Source organism: Limnobacter humi, assembly GCF_024518835.1.
GTDB classification, from domain to species: domain Bacteria; phylum Pseudomonadota; class Gammaproteobacteria; order Burkholderiales; family Burkholderiaceae_B; genus Limnobacter; species Limnobacter humi.
This window is the reverse complement of the sequence record NZ_JANIGO010000001.1, coordinates 105119-129096: the sequence shown is the minus strand read 5'-3', so window position 1 is coordinate 129096 and position 23978 is coordinate 105119. Positions and strand designations below refer to the sequence as shown.

At 57.0% G+C, this 23978-nt stretch carries 25 protein-coding genes and 1 other RNA gene; 12 read left to right on the top strand and 14 right to left on the bottom strand.

Features of this window, described 5'->3' with window-relative positions; translation table 11 throughout:
- Window position 1 precedes the first annotated feature (1 nt).
- The 5 genes from ffs to NQT62_RS00620 all read left to right on the top strand — a co-directional run bounded on the left by ffs (window position 2) and on the right by NQT62_RS00620 (window position 4013).
- Window positions 2-98: signal recognition particle sRNA small type (gene ffs / locus NQT62_RS00640), an RNA gene on the top strand.
- Window positions 99-118: 20 nt separating this feature from the next.
- Window positions 119-1768, top strand: a complete 1650-nt coding sequence (dnaX, locus tag NQT62_RS00635; RefSeq protein WP_256762593.1) for a DNA polymerase III subunit gamma/tau — start codon at window positions 119-121, stop codon at window positions 1766-1768.
- Window positions 1769-1800: 32 nt separating this feature from the next.
- Window positions 1801-2127: a YbaB/EbfC family nucleoid-associated protein gene (locus NQT62_RS00630; protein ID WP_256763502.1), complete on the top strand. Its 327-nt coding sequence runs from the start codon at window positions 1801-1803 to the stop codon at window positions 2125-2127.
- 22 nt (window positions 2128-2149) lie between these two features.
- Complete coding sequence (recR, locus tag NQT62_RS00625) at window positions 2150-2785, top strand: recombination mediator RecR (protein ID WP_256762592.1); 636 nt, start codon at window positions 2150-2152, stop codon at window positions 2783-2785.
- Between the two features lie 4 nt (window positions 2786-2789).
- Window positions 2790-4013 (top strand): CaiB/BaiF CoA transferase family protein, encoded by a 1224-nt coding sequence (locus tag NQT62_RS00620; protein ID WP_256762591.1) that lies wholly within the window; start codon window positions 2790-2792, stop codon window positions 4011-4013.
- Window positions 4014-4038: 25 nt separating this feature from the next.
- On the opposite strand, the gene tal is transcribed toward NQT62_RS00620, so the two are convergent.
- Window positions 4039-4989 (bottom strand): transaldolase, encoded by a 951-nt coding sequence (gene tal, locus NQT62_RS00615; protein ID WP_256762590.1) that lies wholly within the window; start codon window positions 4987-4989, stop codon window positions 4039-4041.
- Between the two features lie 130 nt (window positions 4990-5119).
- Here tal and NQT62_RS00610 point away from each other — a divergent pair, with 130 nt between their 5' ends.
- Window positions 5120-5485 (top strand): hypothetical protein, encoded by a 366-nt coding sequence (locus tag NQT62_RS00610; RefSeq protein ID WP_256762589.1) that lies wholly within the window; start codon window positions 5120-5122, stop codon window positions 5483-5485.
- Between the two features lie 42 nt (window positions 5486-5527).
- Window positions 5528-5992 carry a disulfide bond formation protein B gene (locus NQT62_RS00605; protein ID WP_256762588.1) on the top strand — a complete coding sequence of 155 codons (465 nt, stop codon included), beginning with the start codon at window positions 5528-5530 and terminating at the stop codon, window positions 5990-5992.
- On the opposite strand, the gene NQT62_RS00600 is transcribed toward NQT62_RS00605, so the two are convergent.
- Window positions 5976-6254, bottom strand: coding sequence for a hypothetical protein (locus NQT62_RS00600; protein WP_256762587.1), 279 nt, complete (start codon window positions 6252-6254; stop codon window positions 5976-5978). The two genes, NQT62_RS00605 and NQT62_RS00600, sit on opposite strands and share 17 nt — an antisense overlap.
- Before the next feature lie 184 nt (window positions 6255-6438).
- Between NQT62_RS00600 and NQT62_RS00595 the strand changes: the two genes are divergently transcribed.
- Entirely contained in the window at window positions 6439-7524 is a 1086-nt protein-coding gene (locus NQT62_RS00595; protein ID WP_256762586.1) for an HD-GYP domain-containing protein, read from the top strand.
- Here the strand turns inward: NQT62_RS00595 and NQT62_RS15470 are convergent.
- The 11 genes from NQT62_RS15470 to NQT62_RS00540 are packed head-to-tail and all read right to left on the bottom strand — an operon-like array spanning window position 7486 to window position 17208.
- Window positions 7486-8487 (bottom strand): sensor histidine kinase, encoded by a 1002-nt coding sequence (locus NQT62_RS15470; protein ID WP_256762585.1) that lies wholly within the window; start codon window positions 8485-8487, stop codon window positions 7486-7488. The two genes, NQT62_RS00595 and NQT62_RS15470, sit on opposite strands and share 39 nt — an antisense overlap.
- Before the next feature lie 12 nt (window positions 8488-8499).
- Window positions 8500-8799, bottom strand: coding sequence for a hypothetical protein (locus NQT62_RS00585; RefSeq protein WP_256762584.1), 300 nt, complete (start codon window positions 8797-8799; stop codon window positions 8500-8502).
- Complete coding sequence (locus tag NQT62_RS00580) at window positions 8796-9608, bottom strand: tetratricopeptide repeat protein (protein WP_256762583.1); 813 nt, start codon at window positions 9606-9608, stop codon at window positions 8796-8798. The genes NQT62_RS00585 and NQT62_RS00580 overlap by 4 nt, the downstream gene beginning before the upstream one ends.
- A gap of 1 nt (window position 9609) precedes the next feature.
- Window positions 9610-10563 carry a type II secretion system F family protein gene (locus tag NQT62_RS00575; RefSeq protein ID WP_256762582.1) on the bottom strand — a complete coding sequence of 318 codons (954 nt, stop codon included), beginning with the start codon at window positions 10561-10563 and terminating at the stop codon, window positions 9610-9612.
- Between the two features lie 10 nt (window positions 10564-10573).
- Window positions 10574-11482 (bottom strand): type II secretion system F family protein, encoded by a 909-nt coding sequence (locus NQT62_RS00570; protein WP_256762581.1) that lies wholly within the window; start codon window positions 11480-11482, stop codon window positions 10574-10576.
- Window positions 11479-12834 carry a TadA family conjugal transfer-associated ATPase gene (locus tag NQT62_RS00565; protein ID WP_256762580.1) on the bottom strand — a complete coding sequence of 452 codons (1356 nt, stop codon included), beginning with the start codon at window positions 12832-12834 and terminating at the stop codon, window positions 11479-11481. The genes NQT62_RS00570 and NQT62_RS00565 overlap by 4 nt, the downstream gene beginning before the upstream one ends.
- Complete coding sequence (locus NQT62_RS00560; RefSeq protein WP_256762579.1) at window positions 12831-14030, bottom strand: CpaE/TadZ family protein; 1200 nt, start codon at window positions 14028-14030, stop codon at window positions 12831-12833. Before NQT62_RS00560 ends, NQT62_RS00565 begins: the two co-directional genes overlap by 4 nt.
- A 9-nt stretch (window positions 14031-14039) precedes the next feature.
- Window positions 14040-15563, bottom strand: coding sequence for a type II and III secretion system protein family protein (locus NQT62_RS00555; RefSeq protein ID WP_256762577.1), 1524 nt, complete (start codon window positions 15561-15563; stop codon window positions 14040-14042).
- Entirely contained in the window at window positions 15560-16540 is a 981-nt protein-coding gene (cpaB, locus tag NQT62_RS00550; protein WP_256762576.1) for a Flp pilus assembly protein CpaB, read from the bottom strand. Before cpaB ends, NQT62_RS00555 begins: the two co-directional genes overlap by 4 nt.
- A 28-nt stretch (window positions 16541-16568) precedes the next feature.
- Complete coding sequence (locus tag NQT62_RS00545; RefSeq protein WP_256762575.1) at window positions 16569-17036, bottom strand: TadE/TadG family type IV pilus assembly protein; 468 nt, start codon at window positions 17034-17036, stop codon at window positions 16569-16571.
- The gene (locus NQT62_RS00540) at window positions 17023-17208 is read right to left on the bottom strand and encodes a Flp family type IVb pilin (RefSeq protein WP_256762574.1); all 186 of its coding nucleotides are present in this window, start codon (window positions 17206-17208) and stop codon (window positions 17023-17025) included. Before NQT62_RS00540 ends, NQT62_RS00545 begins: the two co-directional genes overlap by 14 nt.
- Before the next feature lie 260 nt (window positions 17209-17468).
- Here NQT62_RS00540 and NQT62_RS00535 point away from each other — a divergent pair, with 260 nt between their 5' ends.
- From NQT62_RS00535 to NQT62_RS00520, 4 genes are all read left to right on the top strand, one after another.
- The gene (locus NQT62_RS00535; RefSeq protein WP_256762573.1) at window positions 17469-18185 is read left to right on the top strand and encodes an EcsC family protein; all 717 of its coding nucleotides are present in this window, start codon (window positions 17469-17471) and stop codon (window positions 18183-18185) included.
- 119 nt (window positions 18186-18304) lie between these two features.
- Window positions 18305-21901 carry an indolepyruvate ferredoxin oxidoreductase family protein gene (locus tag NQT62_RS00530; RefSeq protein WP_256762572.1) on the top strand — a complete coding sequence of 1199 codons (3597 nt, stop codon included), beginning with the start codon at window positions 18305-18307 and terminating at the stop codon, window positions 21899-21901.
- Between the two features lie 6 nt (window positions 21902-21907).
- Window positions 21908-22825, top strand: coding sequence for a PPK2 family polyphosphate kinase (locus NQT62_RS00525; protein ID WP_256762571.1), 918 nt, complete (start codon window positions 21908-21910; stop codon window positions 22823-22825).
- A gap of 97 nt (window positions 22826-22922) precedes the next feature.
- Window positions 22923-23399 carry a hypothetical protein gene (locus NQT62_RS00520; RefSeq protein WP_256762569.1) on the top strand — a complete coding sequence of 159 codons (477 nt, stop codon included), beginning with the start codon at window positions 22923-22925 and terminating at the stop codon, window positions 23397-23399.
- A 74-nt stretch (window positions 23400-23473) separates the two neighbouring features.
- On the opposite strand, the gene rfaE2 is transcribed toward NQT62_RS00520, so the two are convergent.
- Window positions 23474-23968: a D-glycero-beta-D-manno-heptose 1-phosphate adenylyltransferase gene (rfaE2, locus tag NQT62_RS00515; protein WP_256762568.1), complete on the bottom strand. Its 495-nt coding sequence runs from the start codon at window positions 23966-23968 to the stop codon at window positions 23474-23476.
- Between the last annotated feature and the right edge of the window lie 10 nt (window positions 23969-23978).

Genomic DNA, 23978 nt, shown 5'->3' with positions numbered 1-23978 from the left:
CGGCGGGCCTCCCCGCATGGCGTAGCGGCCAACCTGGTCAGGTCCGGAAGGAAGCAGCCACAACCGTGAAGTCAGTGCCGGGGTTCTGGCTCGCCTTTTCTTTTGAGGTCCATTGCGAATGACTCAAACCGCTTCTCAAGCGCTGGCCCGCAAATGGCGCCCGCGTGATTTTGATTCCCTCGTGGGACAAGACCATGTGGTGCGTGCCTTGTCGCATGCCCTTGAGAACCAGCGCCTGCACCATGCCTACCTGTTTACCGGTACCCGCGGCGTGGGCAAAACCACCATCGCGCGAATTCTCGCCCGGGCGGTGAATTGTGAGCGCGGCATCAGCAAAAACCCCTGTGGTCAGTGCCAGGCCTGCCTCGAAATTAGCCAAGGCCGGTTTGTGGATTTGCTGGAAGTGGATGCAGCCACCAACACCCGCGTGGATGAAATGCGCGCATTGCTGGAAAACGCCATGTATGCGCCCACCGCTGGCCGTTACAAGGTGTATGTCATCGATGAGGTGCACATGCTGTCCACCAGTGCATTCAATGCGATGTTGAAAACGCTGGAAGAACCGCCTGGCCATGTGTTGTTTATCTTGGCCACCACTGATCCCCAAAAAATTCCAGCCACGGTGCTGTCGCGTTGTCTGCAATTCGGTTTGCGCAATTTGCCGCCCGATTTGCTGGCCGACCACCTGGGCCATATTCTGAAAGAAGAGGGTATTGCGCATGAGCCTGGTGCCTTGCGCTTGTTGGCCAAGGCAGCTCGAGGCAGTGTGCGGGATGCTTTGTCACTGACCGATCAGGCGATTGCTTACAGTGCAGGCACGGTTGGCGAGGCGGTGGTCCGGCAAATGCTGGGCAGTGTTGACCAGCAAGTGGTGCTTCAAATTCTGAATGCATTGGCCAGTGGCGATGGCAAGGCCTTGCTGGACATTGCCCGTGGACTGGCTGCCGTTGCAGCACCCTTTCCAGCCATTCTGGATGAATTGGCGGCGGTGGCCTACCGTTTGTCGGTGGCGGTGTTTGCCGGAGGCCTGAACAGTGACGATCCGGACGATGCAGCCTTGACCGGTTTGCAGCAGACACTAACCCCAGAAGACCTGCAACTGATCTACCAGATTGCGACCCATGCCCGTGCTGATTTGCACCTGGCACCCGAGGAGTCGATTGGTTTTTCCATGGCCTTGATCCGCATGTTGGCATTCAAGCCCGGGGGTCAAGCGCCCGTGGTGGCCAACGCGCCTGCACGGCCCTTGGCGCCACCGGTGGTGGCGACCTCCGTTCCTGTGCAGGAAATGCCCCTGGCCAAACCGGTCGTGGTGGAGGCCAGCCCGGCATTCACAGGCTCAGCGGTTGAGCCTGACTTGCCCACGCCAGAAAGTTGGCCTCTAGCCTCCCAACAGATTCCGGCCAAGGGCCTGACCCGGCAGGCATTGGTACAGGCGGAGTTGGTGAGCGTTGCACGTGAAGGGGCTGGAATCCAGTTCCATTTGCGCACCGCCATCCGCCCTTACACCGACGCCAGCATGGTGAGCCGTATTGAAGGTCTGTTGTCAGCGCACTATGGAGCGCCTGTGAAAGTCACCATGACCTTGGGTGAAGCACAGCAAACCGCCCATGCGGTGCACAGCGAAAACCGGCGACAAGCCATGGAAGGCGCGAAAAAGTCGCTGGATGAAGACCCATTTTTGAAGGGCATACAGAACCTCATGGGTGCCACAGTGGTGCCAGGTTCTGAGCGTACATTGAATGACATCGGCCCTGCTGATGTGTGATTGAACCGTCCCCGGAGGAGAACACCATGAACATGATGAAAGGCCAGTTGGCCGGCCTGATGAAACAGGCCCAACAGATGCAGGAAAACATGCAGCGCATGCAGGCCGAGTTTGCCAAGTTGGAAGTGGAAGGCGCTTCCGGTGGTGGCTTGGTGAAAGTGGTGATGACCTGTAAGCACGATGTGAAGCGTGTAACCATCGACCCCAGTTTGCTGGCTGACGACAAGGACATGCTGGAGGATTTGGTCGCTGCTGCATTCAACGACGCCGTTCGCAAATCAGAGGCCCTGATGCAGGAAAAAATGTCGACAGTGACATCCGGCTTCCCCATGCCACCCGGTTTTAAAATGCCGTTCTGAATACGCCCCACCGGATGTATTCATGACGCGCAACACCCTCGACCCATTTGACGGGCTCGGCCCTTTGGCTGACTTGGTTCAGGCCTTGAAGCGCTTGCCCGGCGTGGGTCCCAAGTCTGCCCAGCGGCTCGCATTTCATTTGTTACAGCATGATCGCCAAGCCGCGACTGACCTGGGCCAGGCTTTGCTGACTGCCGTTCGCGATGTGCAACACTGCGCGCGTTGCAACAGCTTCAGTCACACGGCTTTGTGTCCAATTTGCAGTGACACCCGTCGCAATGCCAGCGTGTTGTGTGTTGTCGAAACACCCGCAGATTTGGCTGCGATTGAGGCCACCCACACCTACCAAGGCTACTACTATGTGCTGATGGGGCGCGCATCGCCCCTGGATGGTGTACGACCGGAATCCCTGGACTGGCCCAAGCTCGCCACCCGCCTGGATGACGGTGAGGTCAGGGAGGTGATTCTGGCCACCAATTTCACCAATGAAGGCGAAGCGACTGCGGTGTTCTTGACAGACCGAATTCGCAAACAGGGTGTGAAGGTGAGCCGACTGGCCCGCGGTGTGCCGATTGGCGGCGAACTGGAATACACCGACCCCACCACCGTGGCCCGCGCACTGCTGGATCGCAGACCGTTGGGTGCTGACCCGGAATAACGCCATGAATACAACCCCACAAGCCCAACCCCCGATGTCACCCGCTGGCCCGTTGACTGGCATCCGCGTGCTTGAACTGGGCACCTTGATTGCAGGCCCGTTTGCCAGCCGCATGCTGGGTGAATTTGGCGCTGAGGTGGTGAAGGTGGAAACACCGGGAAGCGGCGACCCGATCCGCAAATGGCGTGTACTGCACGAGGGCAATTCGTTGTGGTGGGCTGTACAGGCGCGCAATAAAAAATCCATCACCCTGAACCTGAAGTCGCCCGAGGGGTTGGCTGTGCTGAAAAAGCTGCTCGCCAGTACCGATGTTTTGGTGGAGAACTTTCGACCGGGGCAGTTGGAGAAGTGGGGCCTGAGCCCGGAGGCCTTGAAAGCCTTGAACCCGGGTTTGATCGTGGTGCGCCTCAGTGGTTACGGTCAAACCGGCCCCTACAAGGATCGCCCTGGTTTTGGTGCCATCGCCGAATCCATCGGGGGCATGCGTTTTCTGAGTGGTGAGGTGGACAAACCACCGGTGCGGGTGGGCATTTCGATTGGTGATTCCCTGGCTGGCCTTCATGCGGTCATTGGTGCGTTGCTGGCTTTGCAGCAACGCCACAAAACCGGTCAGGGGCAAGTGGTGGATGTGGCGCTGTATGAGTCGGTGTTTAACATGATGGAAAGCCTGCTGCCTGAATATGATTTTGCGGGTGTGGTGCGGCAACGCTCCGGTGCCAGTTTGCCGGGCATCGTGCCGTCCAACACCTACACCTGCAGTGATGGTGGTTACATCGTGATTGGTGGCAACGGCGATGCCATCTTCAAACGTTTGATGATGGCCATTGGCCGTGCCGATTTCGCCGACAGCCCCGACATGGCCACCAACGATGGCCGCGTGAAGCACACCGCCCTGATTGACCACACGATTGCGCAGTGGTGCGCACAACGCCCCATTGATGAGGCCCTGGCTGTGCTGGAAGCGGCAGATGTACCTGTCAGTAAAATTTATAGCATCGCTGACATTGTGCAGGACCCGCAGTTTGCTGCACGCGGCATGATTGAAGAGCACCCGTTTGCGGATGGTAAAACCCTGAAGGTACCCGGCGTGGTGCCCAAGCTGAGCGACACGCCTGGTGGCACCCGGTGGCTTGGCCCCGCCCTTGGGGAGCACACCGATTCGGTGTTGCGTGGTTTGGGGTATGGCGAGGATGAGATTGCCGCGTTGAGGCGGGGTGGGGTGGTTTAAAACCAGCCAGGGCAGGCCGGTCTGTTTAACCCTTCAACAAACCATCCAGCGTGATTGAGTCTTTGACAAACGCGCGAATGCCCTCCGCCAGTTTTTCGGTGGCCATGGCGTCGGCATTCACGGCATAGCGGAACTCGGCCTCGGTGTCGCCAAAATGCTCTTTCGGTTGTTGTAAAGCCCAGCTTGGGCTGAGGTCGACCTTCAGCGTCTCGGTTGATTGTTGCAATTCGGCCAACAGCTCGGGGCTGATCGTCAACAAATCGCAACCCGCCAGTGCCTTGATTTGTCCTGCGTTTCGAAAGCTGGCACCCATCACTTCCGTTGAAATACCTTGTTGTTTGAAATAGGCATAGATGCGGCGCACGGACTGCACCCCGGGGTCATGTTCGCCCGCATGGGCTTGCTCGTTCCATTGGGTGCCCGCAGACTTTTTGTACCAGTCGTAGATGCGACCCACAAACGGTGAAATCAGACGAACACCAGCCTTGGCACACGCATGGGCTTGCATGGGTGAAAACAGCAAGGTGAGGTTGCAGTGAATGCCTTCCTGTTCCAGCACTCGGGCGGCTTGAATGCCCTCCCAGGTGGATGCAATTTTGATCAACAGACGTTTCTCGGTGTCGACACCATGGGCCCGGTACAGCTGGACGATTCGGCGCGCCCGCTCCACCGTGGCTTGCACATCAAACGACAGCCTTGCATCCACTTCGGTGGACACACGCCCGGGAATGATGCCGAGAATTTTCAGTCCGAAGTCCACCAGCAACCGGTCGGTCTGCAGATCCAGCGATTCACCGCCGTGACGGGTCTGAACCGTGTTCAGTAAGTGCGCGTAGTCTGCCTTCTGAACCGCTTTCAGAATAAGCGACGGGTTGGTGGTGGCATCTTGGGGCTGGTAAGCGCCAATGGCTTGGAAATCACCGGTGTCGGCAACCACCGTGGTGACTGTTTTCAGTTGTTCAAGGGTGTTGGTCATGGCAGGTTTTCAGGTGCAGTCAAGGTGTGGCACACGCTCCACAAAACTGGTCCAGTATAGGCGGAACTGGCATTTGTTTGGGTTTTAGGCGAGTATCCTGTACTAGATTTGTCGATTCGTTTTTATGCCCATGGCTGAACATCAATACAACGAGGCCAACCTCGACCTGCAAGACTTGATTGATCTGGACCAGTGGGGGCGTTTGAGCCGCGAACTGGGCCTGGACACCTTGCTGGAATTTGCCACTGAATTTTTTGAAGAGACTCGCGAGCAGTGGGTTGACCAACAGGTCGACCCGCACAGCATGCCAGAGAAAGCGTTCCAGTCGTTGGCACACCGCAGTGCGGGTGCTGCTGGCACCATTGGCTTCATGCGTTTGCGTTTTGTATTTCTGTGCATGGAGCACAACCCGATCGGGGATCCCACTCAGCGCTACATGCAGCACATGCGGATGGTGCTTGAAGACACGGAACGCTGGGTCGCCAGCCAACACTGAAACCGGTTTCGCTTCGCCATGTTTGTTTCCACCAATCGTCGAATGCACGCTGCCGTTGGCCTGTTGCTCAGCGTGTGCGCACTGGGCGGCGCGTTGTACACCCAGCAAGTGCTGCAATGGTTTCCTTGCCCGCTGTGCATTTTGCAGCGGTACGCCTACTTGTTAACTGCTGTGTGTTTTCTGTTGATGCTGATTCGGCCTGGCCAGGTCGGGATAACCTTGTTGACCCTGCTGCTGGCCCTGGCAGGTGGGGCATCGGCCTTTTATCACGTGTGGGTGTTGGCCCATCCCTTGCAAACCTGCGGTATCGATCCGCTGCAGCTTAAACTCAATGCTTTGCCTTGGGTGTCTGTGTGGCCTGCGCTGTTCACATCCGACGGTTTATGCTCGGATGTGTATCCACCCCTGTTGGGGTTGTCGCTACCCGCTTGGAGTGGCCTGGGTTTTCTGGGTCAGTTTGCTTTGGCACTGCAGGCGTTGCGGTGTTCGCTCAAACAGTCAGTGTAACCGGGGCTTTCAACATCACCCACGCATCGCTCACGCTGTCGGGTGTGCTGGTTTTTTCCAACTGCTCCATGTAAGCCAGCATTTGCCCCAGTGCTTCAAGCGCCCCTGGTTGTTGGCTTTCCCGAACCGCTTGCAACACCACGGCCAACGCATCGTCCAAGTCGGGACCTGTGTGCAGGCTGGCTGTGGGCGTTTCCAGCTTGACGGCCTGTAACAAAGGGTTGTTCAAGACCGGTGTTGCATAAAGATGAATGGCTTGCATGGCGCATGTCTTAGGGTTGTTGGTACACGCTCTAAAAATCGCATGTTTGTTGGCGTATTCAGTGACGGAATAAACTGGTTTTTCGGGTTCAGTTCGGAACATTCCTCCGGGCGTCTCCACCAACCGGGCGATGAGCCAGCGCGGACCGCATGCCGATATGCCAAAGGTATACAGGAGTACGTCCATGCTAATCACCATTCCAGACCCGGCCGTTGTACAACCATTGCTACAACGCAAGTCGATCGCGTGTGAACACCTTTACAACATTCGGGGCCAACGACTGGACCAAGCCAAACGACTGCCGGCAGACGGTTTGCTGGCGCTGGAGTCTGAGCTTGGTCGGGCTACCTTGCTGTATTTTCAGGCCCGGGAGTTGTTTGATGAACTGCATTGCGCCTACCGGGTGTTGTCCAAGGTGCTCATGGATGAGGACCCTGTCACCTTTGTGCCGGTGATTGATGAGTTGGCCCGACGCCTCAAAATGGTGTCGGAGCGGCAGTTTGATTTGGCCTACGCTTACTTGTCCTGGCACACGTCCGATGATTACCCGGTGATGCACCCGCTGCTGGTTGCCCTGACCCTGACCCGGGTCGCCCAGCGCAGCGGGCAGTTTGATGACGGTGCCTTGGCGTCGTTGATGAAGGCTGCATTGACCATGAACATCAGCATGCTTGCGCTTCAAGCGCGATTGCGCGGGCAGACGGAGGCGCTGAGTCGGGAGCAGCGGGAGGTGATTCGACGGCATCCGGAACAGAGTGCCAGTAAGTTAAGCTTGTTGGGCGTGGTGGACGAGCTGTGGCTGGAAACGGTGCGGCTTCACCATGAACTGCCCGACGGCTCTGGATACCCTGCACAAATCCACAATGCGCATCCAGGCTCGGTGCTCTTGGGTGTGTGCGATTCATTCAATGCCCGAATGGCTCAACGGGAATACCGTGCCAACTTCACCGCAGAGCAGGCGGTCAAAGACCTGTTCTCCCATGGCAGCCCTTTGTCCAGCGATTTCACAGCCATCATCCTGGAGGAGTTGGGGATCTATCCGGCCGGCAGTTTGGTTCAATTGGTGGGCAACCAGATCGGCTGTAGCTTAATTCGTGGTGAAACAGCAACCACGCCCACCGTGCTGGTATTCAAGAATTTGCCCAGTAGCCTGCCTGCACCGGCATTGCTGGACACGGCACTGGAACAGCACAAGGTGCGGTGTGCTTTGCCCCGGCGCGATTTGGGTCAGCTACCGGGGTTGCTGGACTTGCTCGGCCGGGTGGTTTGACCATCGAACCTGTGCGACGGTGCGCTCGCCCAAACGGCTTAAGCTGAGTTGCCAGTGGTGCCGGGCTGCGATGCGCTCTGCCATGGCCAGACCGATCCCTTCACCCGGAAATTCATCATTGCCGTGCATGCGGTGGAACAATTGAAATTTCTGGCGGTTGAATGCGGTGTCAAACCCCACGCCACTGTCCACGATTTCAATGAGTTCCATGCCTTGTTGTCGAATCCAGATTTGTGCCCCGGGCGTTCCCTTTGAAAATTTCACGGCGTTGTCGATCAGTTCTTTGAACAGCCGCATGACCAAGGGTTTATCGAATTTCATCAACCCCCGCACATCGATGGAAATGGGCACCGCAGAAAATTCCAGGTGCTCGTTGATGACCTGCTCCACAGTCTCGGCCAAGTCGTGCATCTGGAGGTTGAGTGGGCAAACGCTCATCCGCAGGTATTCAATCAATCCATCCAGCAGCACACCCATGCGTTGGCCATTGCGTCGAATCTCATCCAGCGATTTCGTGGCTTCCGGTGGGACATTGCTGCCCAGGTCATCGGCCAAAAAAAACGAATAGGCATCGATGGCTCGCAATGGTGCGCGAAAGTCGTGGGCGATGGTGCCTGACAGCCAGTTGAGCTGCTGCAGCAGTGCTTCGTTTTCCTTCAGGTGTCGCAGGGTTTCGAGGTCCAGGCTTTGGGTGAGTTGTTCGTGCAAACCCTGCAAAGCCTGCAGTGAGCGATGGGCTTCATCCAGCGACTGTTGGTGCGCACGTTCAACCGCCTGAAGGTGTTCGGCGTGTGCGTTGCCCAAGCCTTGCAATTGCGTCCGAAGGTTTTGATTCAACAGCTCGGTGTTGTCGAGCTTCTGCCGTGTTTCGGACAATTGGCGCAACAGTTTGTCGGTTTCGTCCGGATGTATCCAGCGTCTGCCGGTCAATGCGGACAACAGGCTTAACACGAATTGAAGCACAGTGCTGTGGGATTAATTGGTCTTGATGGTTTGAACCTGAGAGGTCGGCGCTTTCTGTTCTTTCGAACCGATGGAATCCATGTAAGCGCGATACGCTTTGCCAGCAGACTCCGCCCGATAAGCCTCCACGTCGCCACGGTGAATCCCGTTGGCTTGTTCATGAAGCCATTGGCGGGCCTCCAGTCCGGTTTTCGCATCGGTCTGGCCTCGCAATGAGCGGGCCGGATTTCCTTCGGTGGTTTCTTGTGCATGGGCGGTTGACAGCAAGACCAAACACAGCGTGGCCAGTGTGCATTGAAATGTGGGTTTCATCGGGCGCCTCCTTTGGAGTCGATGCGCTTTTTAATCACATTGGCCTGGGCCAACACCTTGTTGCGAGTGACTTCCGACCAGTTCAGTTGGTCGGCCATGTCTTTGGCCAGACCAAATTCGTCAAACACCAAGGCCCACAACGCCAGGTTGGCTTTCACCGTGGTGTCGCCGCCCGACAATTGGCTGGCCTTCATCAAGGCGTTGTAAGCCGGGTCTTTGAGACCTTCCAGCAGATACACCAGGCCCAGGTCAGTGTAAGCACTGACATTGAGAGGGTCGATCTGAACTGCTTTTTCCAGTCGGGTGTTGGCACTTTTCAGATCACCCTTTTCGATGGAGACTTTTCCCAAGCCATACCAGACCGGGCCACTCTGTGCGCTGGTGGAGTTGCCCAGCAATGTTTGGTAGGCCGACTCGGCTTTGTCCCACTGACTGGTTTTGCGATAAGCATCGGCCCTGAGCAAACGGCTTTGCCGGCTGGCGCCCCATTTTTGGTCGTATGCATCCAGATGGGCCAATGCTGCAAATGCATTGTTCTGTTCCATCATCTGTTGCACCAATTTCAAATGCAGATCCTTTTCGCGTTGCGCATCCAGTTGCCGGTCGCGTTGCTTGAGCTCGCTCTGCTTGTCAGCTTGTTCTGCGCGAATCACCGCTTCTTGTGTGGGCGTGACCACGGCAGCGTTGGGCGTGGGGGCTGGCCTGCTGCTTTGACCTGCAATCACAACCTCCCGTTGCGGCATGGGCGCACAAGCAGCCAGCATGGCCACAGCCAGCGCAACAGGAAGGGCTTGAACCTTCAAATTCACATCATCCTCCAACACGCTGGAAAGCGTTCATGATAGAGATGATACCCGGACCACCTGCCACAATCAGCAAGGCTGGCAACATTGTGATTACCATCACGCCCGTCAGCTTGACGGTCAGCTTGCCCATGATTTCCTTGGCGGACGAGCGTTCCTTTTCCACCAGGCGATCGGAGAATTGTCGAAGGGGTTCCTGAACAGCACCACCAAATTTTTCAATCTGTCCCAGCACCTGAACAAATGAACGGAACTCGTCGCTGCTGTACATGTTGCCGATTTTTCGGAGGATGACATTCCACGGCACACCGGACTTGGCTTGAATGTGCGCTTTATTGAGCAGACGGCCGGTGATGGGCACCAGGTCGCGCAGCTGGGTGGCCATGATTTCGATGGATTGGTCAACACTCAAGCCCACACCTTGCAACAGACGCATCACATCGACGATGGCCACCAATTCCCGTTCAAACGCCTGCTCGCGGGATTCTGCAATCGCCTTGAGTACCCATTTGGGCAGCATGAATCCCAGTCCAATCATGGCGACCATGCGAACCAATTCGACTGAACCACTTTGGGACAGCACATTGAAATAAGTGGCGGCCAGCAGACCCGCCATGGCCAGAATGACCCGAATGAGTACAAACCGGTTGAGGTCTTCGTCCGTACCGAAGCCGGCCTTGCCGAGCAGTTTGCGATCCTCTTCATCCACAAACGAGGAGAATGCTTTGGTTTTTGAAAATGCAGCACCAATCCGGTCGATCCGGTTACTCAAGGCGGCGGTGGGCACTTGATTTCTCGCCCCGACGTAGCTTTGCACCCGGCGTCGCTGGTCGAGAAATTCATCAATGCGTTGCAGCGCCTTGTCCTTCTTGGCAGCCTGACGCAGCAGCGCCCAGGCCAAACCCATCAAGCCCAAACCCACCATCAGAATACCCAGGGCCAGCATCGGGGACATTGTCATGTGTTGCTCCTCAAATGCTCTTGACCATGCGATAAATAACGGCTGCACCGAAGGCCTGTAGCCCCCCGGCAGCCAGCAGGAGCAGCCGGCCGGTTCCGTCATTCCACATGGTGCCGATGTATCCTGGGTTCAGGGTGAGGATAAGCCCAGCCAGTGCTGGTGTCAGGCAGCACATGAAAATGGCGGAGGTTCGTGCCTCGGATGACATGGCCATCAGTTCTTTGTGATGTTGTTCCCGGTCACGCAAATATTGCGCAAGGCGACTGAGCAAAATGTCGCTTTTGCCGCCATAGTTCAGGGCCAATCCAACCACCGAGGCAATCAGTTTGAATTCAGACAACCCATAAACCCGGGCCAGGCGTTGCATGGCCTCATCCAGTTCAAGACCGGCAAACTGCATTTGAACCGCCATGCCCAATGCATCCTTGAGCGGTTGGTCCGCATTTTCCAGGGCCGTGTTGAATGACACCGTCAGGCTGTAGCCCACGGCACTCACGCGAACCACCCCGTCCAGAAAAGCTGGCAACTGACTCAGCATCAGCAGGCGCCGCTTCCGTTGCCGGTACAGCACGTAAACCACCACGCCCAGCAGCAACAGGACCAGTACACCTGTGGCGCTGGCTGGTCCGCGCAAACCCACGGCCAAGAGCGTGGGCACCAGCAAAAGTGCCAGTGTTTTAAAGGCCAGGGCTTTGTCGGGTATCAGTCCGGCTGAGATGAGGTTGTCGGTGATGAACTGCGGAATGTATTTTTTTTTCAGTGGGTCTTTGTGCAAGGCCATGGGGTTGAGCGAATGGCTCAACGCGCGCTCCAGACGAATTTCGGCGCGTTCGCGCGATTCCTGTTCCGCGCCCTTGCCCAACAGCAGCAAGGCCAGCGACACAAAAATCAGTGCAACAGCAACGAGTCCAAAAGTCATGTCAGGCGCACATGGGCAATTTTCGGGTTTTTGGGGTAGGGCACCACGGGTACCCAACTGTCGATTTCCTGTCCGTCGGGTCCCAAACGGCTTTCATGCCGATACAGGTCCTGGAGCAAAATATTGTCGTCCACAATGCCCGCCACCTCGGTCACGCTGTAAATACGGCGTTTCCCGGAAGGCAAACGAACAATCTGCACGATCAGATCCAGTGCGGAGGCGATTTGCCGACGAAGGCTCATTTCATTGCCTGTAAACCCGGCAAAGCCAGACAGCATTTCCAGTCGGTGCAAACAATCCCGGGGCGTGGAAGCGTGGATGGTACCCATTGAGCCATCGTGGCCTGTGCTCATGGCTTGCAGCATGTCGAGCACTTCCGCACCGCGAACCTCACCCACCACCACGCGGTCGGGGCGCATCCGCAAACTGTTTTTCACCAAATCACGAATGGAGATTGCACCAGCACCCTCATGTCCACCCGGGCGACTTTCCAGCCGAACCACGTGGTGGTGGTTCAGTTGCAATTCGGCGGTGTCTTCAATGGTGATCAAGCGTTCGCCCGCTGGAATGAATTCGGCCAGCACGTTGAGCATGGATGTTTTACCGGTGGAGGTGGCACCACTGACCACCAGGTTGCAGCGCTTGCGAACCGCTTCCCGCATCAGTTCATACAGCCGGGCATCAAAAGTACCCAAGCCCATCAGGTCCTCGGCCCGCAGTGGGGTGCTGCGGAATTTCCGGATGGAGACGACCACGCCGTCGCGCGCCAGTGGTGCAATGATCACGTTGATGCGGCTGCCGTCTGGCAGGCGTGCATCGACCATGGGGCTGGATTCGTCCAGTCGCCGGCCCAATGGAGCCAAGATTCGCCGCACAATCCGCAGCAGGTGTGCATTGTCGGTAAAGCGGGCCTGAACCCGTTCCATCACGCCCATGCGGGACACGTACACATCCTTGTAACCGTTGATCATGATGTCTTCAACAGTGGCATCGGCCAGTAAATCCTCCAGCGGACCAAAACCGGCAATTTCCTTGAACAGCGAGTCGGCCACGTAAGCCACCTCGGTGTCGTTCAACGGTATTTGCTTGCCATAAATCAAGCTTTGCACTTCGCCCTGGATGAACTTTTCCAGTTCACCGTTGTTCATTTTGGCGAAGGTGGCACCTTTCTTCTCAATGATGGACAGCACATGCTCATGGGCCATGTCCTTCACATCATTGATGACTGCGGTGTCGATGTCGTTGACTTTGGCCGTGGCAAATTGCACCGGTTGGGTACTCACCCCGTCGGATTTGTTCGTCGGTGGTGGTTCCGGTGGTGTTGCCTCCTGACCAAAAATAATCTCATTCATTTCTTGAACCACTTTCTCAATGAATCAGGCAGGGCAAGGCTGCGTTCTTCACCAGCGCTGCGCAGGCCGTGCGTTTGAGCGAGTATGTTGGCCACCGCTTTGGCATAGGGGTCTCGGGCATCCACGCTGGACAGCACTTGTCCGTTGTTCACCGCGTTGATGAGTGCTGTGCCACGGTCTGGCAGGGTGTGATGGCGCTCCACGCCCAGTTTTTTGGCAATCGACGGCGGGTCGAGTACCACGTCCTTGTGGTGAGGACTGACGACCAAATCAAATGTTTTGGTGGCAATGCCTTTGTCATTCAGTGCTTTGACCAGCTCGGCTGCCGTCACAATGCCCGGCACCGATTGGGGTGTCACAATCAATGTGGTGTCTGCACTGCGCAGCAGGCTGGATACAAATTCAAGGTTGGAGAAACCGCACAAATCAATCACGATGTTTTCGAAAAATGACTTGATGAGGTTCAAAAACTTCAATGCATCGGAAGCAGAGATGTCGCGCAAGTCTGCCAGATTGCGCGGCAGCGACAGCAATGCAACCCCTGTTTCCGGGTTGCGGCGGAATGCTGTTTTGGCCAGCGTTGCGTCAAACCGTTTCAGGTTGCGCACGCATTCCACAAAGTCCATTGCACCCTGCTTTTCCTCGCAGGGCAAGTGCACCAGGCCATCGCCCAGCGGTAGCCCGAAGTCCAGCAGCAAGGTTTGGTCTTTATTTTGTTTGGCCAGTTGCACCGCCAGGTTAACCGCCAGTGTGGTGGCGCCAACGCCCTGACGACCGCCCAGCACCACCATGGCGTAACCCTTGCCATCCTGTGCGGTTTTGGGTGCAGTTTCGGCAACATTCATCAAAATCTTCAGGACCTCGCCAGGGCTGGAGTCCAGGCCCAGGAAGTCTTTAACGCCCGATCGCAGTGCGTTGACCACCGCATCGGTGGATTCCTTGGAACCCAGTGCCACCACCGGCAAGTCGGGCGCAATGTCACGAAGTTCCTTCACCACCAAACCAGGATCCAGGCCGACTTGGGGTGAATAATCCACCACCGCCAAGTTGGGCGACACCAAGCCAACCCGTTTGGCGATTTCCGAGAATGTGCCGCCTTCGCGCACCAGCATGAAGCGTTCACCCACCGCGTCGGACAGCCACAACCAGTGGGCGTCGGACGCGCTAATGAACAGAATTCGGGGAATGTTGTTCATGCCATCCCCTTACTTCGTCGAGAAGCCGGGCACTGGCTCACCTGCCGATGGCAGAAAGAGCTGTGACCAAACACTGCGGGGCCGCATGCCCACATTCTCGCCGGGCAAAGGCAATTTCGGGGCGTCGGCAGCGCGAGGCTTGACGAAACGGGGCGTGACAATGATCAGCAATTCCTTGTCTTCGCGGCTGTAGGAGTTGCCTTTGAAAAAAGCACCGAGAATGGGAATTTCAGCCAGCCAGGGCACTTTGCTGGCGTTGGCGATGATGTTTCGGCTAATCAATCCGCCAATCACAAAACTTTGGTTCTCGCCCAATTCCACCGTGGTGTTGGCCCGGCGTGTCAAGATGGCTGGAACCAAAATGCCCTGGATGGACGTGCCCCTGGAAAAGTCCAGGTCGCTGACTTCAGGCGACACATTCAGGGCAATGGTTTTGTTGGACAGAATGGTGGGTCGGAAAGTCAGCCCGATACCAAACTTCTTGTATTCAATACCGATGGTGCCATTGCCAGAGGGCACGGGAATGGGGATTTCACCACCGGCCAGGAATGACGCGTCCTGACCCGACTGCGCGATCAAGGATGGTTCGGCCAACACCTTGGCGTATCCATCTGATTGAAGAATATTCAGTCCAGACAGCAAATCGCAAGTGAGAGGACCAACAGGTACATTTGATCCAGGTAACAACGCCGTCGATACTGAACCGAGCGCTGCATTACCGATACATCCGCCCCCATTGAATGCAAGTGAAAATGCATTTGAAACGTTGCCAGCGCCACTGGCTGACGGACTGGCAATCCCGTAGGTGAATCCGCCACCCCGCATTTGACCAGTAATGTTGATGCCTAGCCGTTGCAGTTCACTGCGGGTGAATTCAACCACTTTCACGTCCACCTGCACCGTGCCAGATGTCTGTAGGGTGGCTTGATCAATCAGTTCTGCCGGCGCCTGCCCTTGTGTGGTTCGGGTGAGACTTTCGCGGGCTTGTTGATAGGTCCGCACATCGGGCGTTGAGCCCGACAAGGTCAGCACTTGCCCCTGGGTTTTCAGGTCCAGGCCCTTGATGCTGGAGATGGTTTCAGCCGCTTTGCCTGTGACGGACACGGTGATGACCCGAGGGGTGCTGGCCCCTTTGTCCCAAATCAGCAGTGAGGTGGATCCGGTTTTCAGTCCAGTCACCAACACGCCGGCGCTTTTGCGGTCTTTGTCGGTGGGCTTGAGCACATTCACGGAAATGATGTTGGGATCACCAATGGATACGCGGGCAGGCACGGCTGGCAGGTTCAGAACTTTCTGAAAGCCGGTGCTCAGGCTCAAGACAAACGGCGCGCTGGTGACGGCCGCGGCCTGCTGCGTCGTGGGGGCCGCTGTGGGGGCCGCTGTGGGCGTACTTCCACCCGACGTGGTGACCACACCGCCGGTTGCTCGAATAACGGTGGGCATTTGCTGCGCCGCTGCATTCAGGTTGAGGCTTGCACAAAACCCAGCCACGGCTGTCAGCGCAAGGAATCGGATTGCTGTTGTTGTTTTCATCGTGCCTTTTCCCGGGTAGTTTCACCGCCGCGGATCACTTCAACTGCTGAGCCACTGTCGTCAACGGGGCGTGCTGTGCCGGTATTGTTGGTTGCAGCCGGCTTCTTGACATTGTTTTTTCCGTTGCCGCTGCCGGGCAATACCGTGTTGCTTAACGACAAGCCAGCATAGGCTTTGTCGCTGTTGGTCAATTCAACCGGCGGTGGAGCTGGTTGGCCTTTTTCGGCCTTGGGCTGAATGGGCTTGAGCACGTTTTCAGCCAGTGGGTATTTCGATGGGTCGGGTATTTCCTCGTCATCGGGTCCGCGCAGCACCACAAACAATTCGCCTTGTGACTGGGCAATGGCCAGCGCGTTCACGTCAGGCACCGCCACTTCAACCATCATGGCGCGCTGGTTCTGCCGACGCTGCCCGTTTTTGTCGTTGTCATCTTTGGTCGCGGTCTCGGGGGCGTTGACCAACTGTTGGCCCACAGACAAAACCCGCAATTTTGGCAAAATCAATCGCGATACGGTTTGCTCAACATCCTGGTTGTTGGCCCGAAAAATGGAAAAGACATCCACAAAGTCACCTGGCTTGATTTTTCCGGTTGCGACATTGTTCTCATCCAGCCGCAACGCAAAAGCGCGAAACCCATCGCGCACCTCGGCAGCCACGGCACCCGACTCAAAGTATTGTGCGGTCACGGGCAGGCCAGGGCCAATATTGAACACCGGCTTTTTACCAATCACATCGTTGATGTCTTTGTAGCTGCCGGCTGGTGCAATGGCGAACTTTTCGACCTTGAGCAAATCACCAGTGATGATCTGACCGAAAGGAATTTCTTTGGCGCTCACCACCACGGGATAGCGCTCCAGTTCGTTTTTCAGCGTGTCGCCACTTTTTTTCACATTCTGGCCCGAGAGAAAAGCCAGCACCAGAAAGATCATGCCGAGACCCAGAAGCAGCAGTGCGAGTATTTTTGTTTTTCCTGACATGGTGGGCACAGTCCCCGACAAAGTGAAATCAATTCGTGTTTTGGTACAGCACCACCGCACTGGCCGTCAATTGGGCTGGGAATAGTTCGTTTGCAAACGGAATGCTGGATAGAAATGCATTTTGGGCCACACTGAATGTGCCCTTGAATTCAAGGCAGGTCAACGCCGGGTTGCTGCCAGCATTGAAGGCATTGCCGCAATCACCAGCACCACCCAATGCTTGGGTACTGAAACTGAAACCGTTGGGATAAATGGCCGCGGGCAATGCACTGGCCAGCAACTGGCGTGCAGCCACTTCCGGGCTGGTTGTACTGCCGGCCACAGCCACCGCGCGGGCGCCTTGAGACACGGCAGAACTCAGGGTGTGTTGCACCATGAACACGGCGCTGTAGCCCACAATCAAAAACGTGACGGTCAGCAGGATCGGCAGGATGAGGGCAAACTCCACGAGTTGTGCCCCCCGCTGCCGCTTGAAAGCTGGATTAGGGCGTGCCATCCAGGGCGTTCAGAATGTTGGTAAACACGGTTGAAATGCCGCCACCCAGGGCGTTGATTGCAACGACCGCCGCGACCACAATGAGGGCGGCCAGCACGGCATATTCAATCAGGGAGGCACCGTCCTGCTTTCGCAAGTGTTGTGCGGTTTTCGCCATCAGTTGATATTTCATCTCCAAACTCCTTGTGTTGAATGATTAACCACCATGGGACATCCCCATAGTAGGGGGGGTACAAGGCAATCAAAACCAAGATCAGGGCCCCTAAAAGGGGCTCTTATCACCTGTTTGATTCAAGGGTTTGAGTCAGGCGCTGAGCGAGCACTAGTGCGAATCACCCAAAATATTTACCCCTTGTAGGTTAGGATAGTAACTCGAAGTTTGTGACTTTCAAGTGTTACAACGGGAAACAAAACAACTCCGGCCTGGAAATCATGCAAAAAACATCACTGCCGCAGTCCTGGATGGCACCCTTGCAAACCGTCGTCGGGCTGGTAACCGGGGGTGTTCCGGATTCTAAAGAGCCCGGTCGGGCCAAACGCCCTTACGAACGTTCGAAAGAAATCACACAAAAAGCCTGTGCCAAAGCGGCGGCGGTGTCTGGCAGCCTGGCCATTCCCGTTGGTCCCTTGGGCATGTTGACCGTGCTGCCCGATCTGATGCTGGTGTGGCGCATTCAGGCGCAAATGGTGGTGGACATTGCCACGGCATTTGGTCATCAGGGGCCGGTGACTCAACAAGAACTCATGAATTGCCTGTTTCAGCACGTGGCCGGCACTGCGCTGCGTGAATACGAGCGTTCCATCCCGATCGAACATCCGGACAACACGGCACGATCGGTGCTGGACCTGATTGACCAGTTCACCCGCAGTGGCGGACGCGATCTGGCGGTTCGGGTGTCCAAACAGATCGGTCAGGTCCTGGTACAACGCGTGGCCAAGCGGGCGGCATCCCGCATCGTTCCGCTGGCTGGTGCTGCTGTGGTGTCGGCTTATGCGGCCCTGGACACCAAAGAGGTGGCCAGGACTGCGGTGGAAATGTTCTCGGGCGAGAAGTTGCCTGCTCGCCGAAGCAAGAAAGCCTACCCCCGGGCCGAAGCAATGTTCAACGTGGACAATGCCCGCGATATCGAGCCCGACCTTCCCGATTAAGAGGGGCTTGTGACCCCAGTCCTGCTGTGCAACACTGACTGCATCCATTGGCGAGCGCCCACAAGGTCTTGCTGACGCATCCCGTTTCCGGAACAACCCGTTCCAAGGAGGCTTGAGCGATGAATGCGCCCACCACCCCCCAGCAGCTGCAAACCCAGCCCCTGCTTCACGATGTCCGTCTGGATGACCGATACACCCTGACCAAAGGGCGTGTGTTGCTCACCGGTGCCCAAGCCCTGGTGCGTCTCACGTTGCTTCAGGCCCAGCGGGATCGCCTGGCTGGGCTGAACACTGGCGGTTTTGTGTCGGGCTATCGGGGCTCGCCATTGGGAGGAGTCGACCAGGCATTTTGGGCTGCCAAGCCACATCTGAACGCCTACAACATCCGTTTTCAGCCAGGTCTGAATGAAGACTTGGCCGCCACGTCGGTGTGGGGTTCCCAGCAGCTCAACCTGTACCCGGATGCCACTGTGGACGGGGTGTTTGGACTTTGGTATGGCAAAGGGCCTGGCGTGGACCGAAGTCTGGATGTGTTCAAGCATGCCAACGCAGCGGGTACCTCGCCCCTGGGTGGCGTGTTGTTGGTGGCGGGGGACGACCATGCTGCCAAAAGCTCCACACTGCCACACCAGTCCGACCATGTGCTCAAAGCGGCGCTCATGCCGGTGTTGTTTCCCAGCAGTGTGCAGGAGATTCTGGATTTTGGTCTGCTGGGCTATGCCATGAGCCGCTACGCCGCTGTTTGGGTGGGCTTCAAAACCGTTGCTGATGTGGTGGAATGTTGCACCACGGTCGAGGTGGATCCAGAACGCCAGCGGATTGTGTTGCCCACCGACTTCAACATGCCCACGGGCGGTTTGAACATTCGTTGGCCGGACACGCCCTTGGACCAGGAAACCCGGCTGTTGGACCACAAGCTGTATGCCGCGCTGGCATTTTGCCGGGCCAACGGCTTGAACCGTACCGTGATCGACTCACCGAACGCCCGATTTGGCATTGTTGCCACCGGGAAAGCCTACCAGGACACGCTGCAGGCGCTGCGGGACTTGGGCTTAAGTCCAGACCGTTGTGCCGAGTTGGGCATTCGCGTGCACAAAGTCGGCATGGTGTGGCCGCTGGACGCCATCGGGATTCGGCAATTTGCTCAAGGCCTGCGTGAAATATTGGTGGTGGAAGAGAAGCGGCAACTGGTGGAGTACCAGATCAAAGAGGAATTGTATGCCTGGCGGGCCGATGTACGCCCCAAGGTCTATGGCAAGTTTGATGAACGCCTGACCGAAGACGGCCGCGAAGGGGGCGAGTGGTCCATTCCCCAGGGGCAGTGGCTGTTGCCCAGCCATGGGGAACTCGACCCAGCCACGGTGGCCCGGGCCATTGCCCGCCGCCTACTGAGCCTGCCTTTGGGTGAGGAGGTGCGTCGCGTTATTCAAGCCCGCCTGCACACCATTGAGCAACGGGAGCAGGTCAGCCTGCCCGATCACAGCACGGTTGAGCGCAAGCCGTATTTTTGCTCTGGTTGCCCCCACAACACATCGACCGTGGTTCCCGAGGGAAGCCGGGCCATGGCGGGCATTGGCTGCCATTACATGGCGGTGTGGATGGACCGAAACACCCAAACCTACACCCAGATGGGCGGCGAGGGTGTGCCATGGATCGGTCAGGCGCCGTTTACGCGCACCCCGCATGTGTTTGCCAACCTGGGGGACGGTACATATTTCCATTCTGGCTTGCTCGCGATCCGCGCCAGCGTGGCGGCCGGCGTCAATATCACCTACAAAATCCTGTACAACGACGCCGTGGCCATGACCGGCGGTCAAAAACTGGATGGAACATTGACCGTACCCCAGTTGACCCGTCAGCTGGATGCCGAAGCTGTGCAACGGATTGTAATTGTGAGTGACCAACCGGACCGCCACCGGGTGCAGCAGCCCGATGACCCCATGGCGCCTGGCGTCCAGGTCTTCGACCGGCGGGACCTGGACACTGTGCAGCGCACCCTGCGTGAAGTGGCTGGCACCACCGTCCTGATTTATGAACAAACCTGCGCCTCCGAAAAACGTCGCCGCCGCAAGCGGACAGACCCCCGCACTGGTCTACCGTTGTATCCCAATCCAGCCCGTCGGGTGGTGATCAACCCCCGGGTGTGCGAGGGTTGTGGCGATTGCTCAGCGGTCTCAAACTGCCTGTCCATAGAGCCTTTGCCAACACCCTGGGGTGTGAAGCGCACCATCAACCAATCCACCTGCAACAAGGACATGCGTTGCCTGGAGGGGCTGTGTCCAAGTTTGGTGACCGTTGAACAGGCAGAATTAATCACGCCCGACAGAAATCTGGACCGGGCTCACTGGATGAGCCTGATTGAACGTTTGCCCGAACCCGCTTTTGACTCACATCCGGATGCATTCACAGGTCGGTATTCGATTCTGGTCAATGGGGTAGGGGGAACTGGCGTTGTCACCATTGGCGCTTGGCTAACCATGGCTGCGCATATACAGGGTCGAAGTGCACAGGCCTTGGACATGGCGGGTTTGGCCCAAAAAGGTGGCGCAGTGTTTTCTCATGTTCAAATTGCCGCCCATGACCACGACCTTGCATCGCCCAAAATTCCGGTGGGTGAGGCCAACCTCATGCTGGGTGGGGACCTCATCACCTCGGCACACCCCAAAACACTGGAATTGCTGGCGCAGGATGCCCGCGTGGTGGTCAATGTGGACGCTTCACCCACGGCCGATTTCATTCACCAGCGGGATTGGCAGGCACCAGTGGCTGCCCTGCACCAAGACCTGCGGCGTGCCTTGGGCCAATCTGGGGCGCGGTACGACAACCTTCACGCACAAGCGCTGGCGGCTGATTTCCTGGGTGACAGCGTTTACTCCAATGCCATGTTGCTCGGCTTTGCCTGGCAAAAAGGCTGGCTGCCCCTACACCATGCCGCGTTGCGCAAAGCCATTGAGTTGAATGCCGTGCAGGTGGAGAACAATCAGTTTGCGTTTGAGCTGGGTCGGTTGATGGCAGAAAACCCCACCGCATTGTCGACACACCGGGGCGCAGACGCCCAGCATGCCGTGCTTCAGCCAGAGACGCCCTCCGCGCATTTTCGACGCCTGTGCAGCGAATTGGTGTCGTATCAAAATGCGCGCTTTGGCCAACAGTTTCAGCAGCGCATGGAGCGTTTGAAACCAGCGTTTGATGCGAAGCACCAGGGTCGGCTCTGGTTGAACTTGTGTGACAGTTACTTCCGTGTTCTGGCATTCAAAGATGAATATGAAGTGGCCCGGCTGCACAGCGACATGGCCTGGCAGCGCAGTGTATTGGACAGGTTTCAGGCGGGCGCCCAACTGGTGTTTCACCTGGCTCCCGAATGGCTTGCCGGGCAGGCATTGCGGCCTGAGAAAAAGCGCTTGGTAAAACCAGCGCAGCCGCTGTTCAAATGCCTGGCCGCCTTGAAATGGCTGCGGGGTCGCTGGCTGGATCCCTTTAAAAACTCCACGGATTGTAAAAATCAACAGCAATTGCGTCAGCGATTTGAAAGCCTGCTGGAACTGTTGCAGAATGACCCCACGTTGCTGCAGAACAGCAAGGCCATCGAAGATCTTCTCACCCTGTTTGATTCGGTGAAAGGTTATGGTCAGGTTCGACGCCAAACATATGAACGTGTGCAACCGCAGTTGGACGCGGCCCTGAACCGGCTGAAAGCCCCGAATCTCCCTGACTGAGTCTTCATGACAAAACCAACCGAATCCAAACCCACTGCCAAAAAGAGAGACATCAAGCGTTCCGAGCGCGTACTGCCGGATGCGCTGGTTCCGGAAAGTCAGTGGGAAATCCTGGGGCAAGCCTGCATGGTTAACGGCCGCCCGGTGCGTTTGCGCCAGTGGCCAACCCGCTATGGCGACATGCCCTCCAAAGAAGACATGAGTGAACGCATCAATCAGCTGTCGGCTCGTTTGGACAGCTTGCTCACCTGTCTGTATGCCCAGGGTCAGCGCAAGTTGCTGGTGATCCTGCAGGGCCTGGACACCGCCGGCAAGGATGGTGCTGCGCGCGGCATCATGCGGGCTGTTCACCCCATGGCATTGCGCATGGTCTCGTTCAAGGTGCCCAATGATGTGGAGGCATCACACGACTTCCTGTGGCGGGTTCATCCCCATGTGCCAGGCGCTGGGCAGTCTGTGATATTCAACCGTTCGCAGTATGACGGCGTGATCATGCCCATGGTGACCGAGGGTTTAACGCCCGCGCAGGTTGAAGAGCGTTGTCGCCAAATCAATGATTTTGAGTTGTTGCTGGTGGAAACTGGCACCACCGTGCTGAAAATTTTTTTGAACGTGTCTCGCGAAGAGCAGCACGCCCGCATGATCGAACGCTGGGAATCCCCGGAGAAGCGCTGGAAGCTGACGGAGGCAGATCTGCATTGTGGCGAGAATTACAGCCTGTACGCCAATGCCTATGAGCAGGTGTTGGAGAAAACCTGCACCAAGCATGCACCGTGGTGGATTATTCCAGCCGACCACAAGGGGTTTCGAAACATGCTGACTGCAGAAATTTTGGTGGGCACGTTGGAACGCATGGGCTTGTCCTGGCCAGACCCCGATCCCGTGGTGGCCAAAAGCGACTTTTGGAAAAAAGTGGGGCAATAAACTCACTCCATGTGCGTAGGCAGCCTGCAAACTTGTCAACCAGTTCTCTGGGTGGTTCGTTCTTGAGACACCTGAACAACCCAATTGAGGGAACTGTATGACGATCAATCGCACAACTGCTGCAACCATCAAAATCGCATTCGCAACCGCGGCCATGGCCTTGTCAGCCAGCGCCATGGCGGTGGGCTTTGGCGTAAACACCGGTGTTGGCGTGAAAGCGGAATTGCCCGGCGTGGCCGTGGACACCGGCGCAAAAGCAGATGTGAAAGCCGAGGGTAAAGGCAATGTGAAAGGCAATGTGAACGGCAACGCCAATGGTGGCGCCGGTGCGGACGTTCGTGGCAAATCGGAAGCCGCTGTCAAAGGTGCCAAGAGCCAGGGTGACGACATGCGCAGCGAAGCGGGCACTTTGCATTCGGGCATCAAAGGTGAAGCCGGCAAAGCGGTTGGAAAAACCACCGAAGCAGGTGCTGGTGCAAGCTTGGGTGCAGACGCCGACGTTAAAGCCGGTGGCAAGGCCAAAATGCATGCCAAAGGCGATGCAAAACTGCACGGCAAAGCCCGCATGAATTAATCATTCGTTGTTGAAGTCTTCCGTTGTTCCGCCGTTTGCAACATGACGGCCCATCCGCGAGCTCCGAGCCCCACTTAGAGCTTGCGGATTTTTTCCAGTGTGGCCGTGGTTGAACGCTCGTGTTCAAAGGCAATCGATACAGCCCGACCACCCCAAGCTTGTACTTCCCGTGCCCCCACCATTTTTTCCACCGGCCAGTCACCACCTTTCACCAGGACGTCTGGCCTGGCAGCCAAGATGGCGTTCAGTGGCGTGTCTTCTTCAAAATAAGTGACCAGGCTCACGCACTCCAGTGCTGCCAATACGGCCATGCGGTCTTCCTGGGTGTTGATGGGGCGGTCTGGGCCCTTGCCCAAACGCTTCACCGATGCATCGGAATTCACCGCCACAATCAGGCTGGCGCCTTCCTGAGCTGCTTGGTCCAGGTAGGTCACATGCCCGCGGTGCAACAGATCGAACACGCCGTTGGTAAACACCACTGGTCCTTTCAATGTTCTGGCGTGGTCAGCGAGTTCTTTGGGTGTGCATACCTTGGCATTGAATCGGGCCGGTTTCCCTGTGCTTGTCATGTGTTGGCAG

Excerpts from the sequence above, each read along its gene's own strand:
- dnaX (WP_256762593.1), top strand. The coding sequence starts at position 119 with ATGACTCAAACCGCTTCTCAAGCGCTGGCCCGCAAATGGCGCCCGCGT.
- NQT62_RS00630 (WP_256763502.1), top strand. The coding sequence starts at position 1,801 with ATGATGAAAGGCCAGTTGGCCGGCCTGATGAAACAGGCCCAACAGATG.
- recR (WP_256762592.1), top strand. The coding sequence starts at position 2,150 with ATGACGCGCAACACCCTCGACCCATTTGACGGGCTCGGCCCTTTGGCT.
- NQT62_RS00620 (WP_256762591.1), top strand. The coding sequence starts at position 2,790 with ATGAATACAACCCCACAAGCCCAACCCCCGATGTCACCCGCTGGCCCG.
- tal (WP_256762590.1), bottom strand. The coding sequence starts at position 4,989 with ATGACCAACACCCTTGAACAACTGAAAACAGTCACCACGGTGGTTGCC.
- NQT62_RS00610 (WP_256762589.1), top strand. The coding sequence starts at position 5,120 with ATGGCTGAACATCAATACAACGAGGCCAACCTCGACCTGCAAGACTTG.
- NQT62_RS00605 (WP_256762588.1), top strand. The coding sequence starts at position 5,528 with ATGCACGCTGCCGTTGGCCTGTTGCTCAGCGTGTGCGCACTGGGCGGC.
- NQT62_RS00600 (WP_256762587.1), bottom strand. The coding sequence starts at position 6,254 with ATGCAAGCCATTCATCTTTATGCAACACCGGTCTTGAACAACCCTTTG.
- NQT62_RS00595 (WP_256762586.1), top strand. The coding sequence starts at position 6,439 with ATGCTAATCACCATTCCAGACCCGGCCGTTGTACAACCATTGCTACAA.
- NQT62_RS00585 (WP_256762584.1), bottom strand. The coding sequence starts at position 8,799 with ATGAAACCCACATTTCAATGCACACTGGCCACGCTGTGTTTGGTCTTG.
- NQT62_RS00575 (WP_256762582.1), bottom strand. The coding sequence starts at position 10,563 with ATGACAATGTCCCCGATGCTGGCCCTGGGTATTCTGATGGTGGGTTTG.
- NQT62_RS00570 (WP_256762581.1), bottom strand. The coding sequence starts at position 11,482 with ATGACTTTTGGACTCGTTGCTGTTGCACTGATTTTTGTGTCGCTGGCC.
- NQT62_RS00565 (WP_256762580.1), bottom strand. The coding sequence starts at position 12,834 with ATGAATGAGATTATTTTTGGTCAGGAGGCAACACCACCGGAACCACCA.
- NQT62_RS00560 (WP_256762579.1), bottom strand. The coding sequence starts at position 14,030 with ATGAACAACATTCCCCGAATTCTGTTCATTAGCGCGTCCGACGCCCAC.
- NQT62_RS00555 (WP_256762577.1), bottom strand. The coding sequence starts at position 15,563 with ATGAAAACAACAACAGCAATCCGATTCCTTGCGCTGACAGCCGTGGCT.
- cpaB (WP_256762576.1), bottom strand. The coding sequence starts at position 16,540 with ATGTCAGGAAAAACAAAAATACTCGCACTGCTGCTTCTGGGTCTCGGC.
- NQT62_RS00545 (WP_256762575.1), bottom strand. The coding sequence starts at position 17,036 with ATGGCACGCCCTAATCCAGCTTTCAAGCGGCAGCGGGGGGCACAACTC.
- NQT62_RS00540 (WP_256762574.1), bottom strand. The coding sequence starts at position 17,208 with ATGAAATATCAACTGATGGCGAAAACCGCACAACACTTGCGAAAGCAG.
- NQT62_RS00535 (WP_256762573.1), top strand. The coding sequence starts at position 17,469 with ATGCAAAAAACATCACTGCCGCAGTCCTGGATGGCACCCTTGCAAACC.
- NQT62_RS00530 (WP_256762572.1), top strand. The coding sequence starts at position 18,305 with ATGAATGCGCCCACCACCCCCCAGCAGCTGCAAACCCAGCCCCTGCTT.
- NQT62_RS00525 (WP_256762571.1), top strand. The coding sequence starts at position 21,908 with ATGACAAAACCAACCGAATCCAAACCCACTGCCAAAAAGAGAGACATC.
- NQT62_RS00520 (WP_256762569.1), top strand. The coding sequence starts at position 22,923 with ATGACGATCAATCGCACAACTGCTGCAACCATCAAAATCGCATTCGCA.
- rfaE2 (WP_256762568.1), bottom strand. The coding sequence starts at position 23,968 with ATGACAAGCACAGGGAAACCGGCCCGATTCAATGCCAAGGTATGCACA.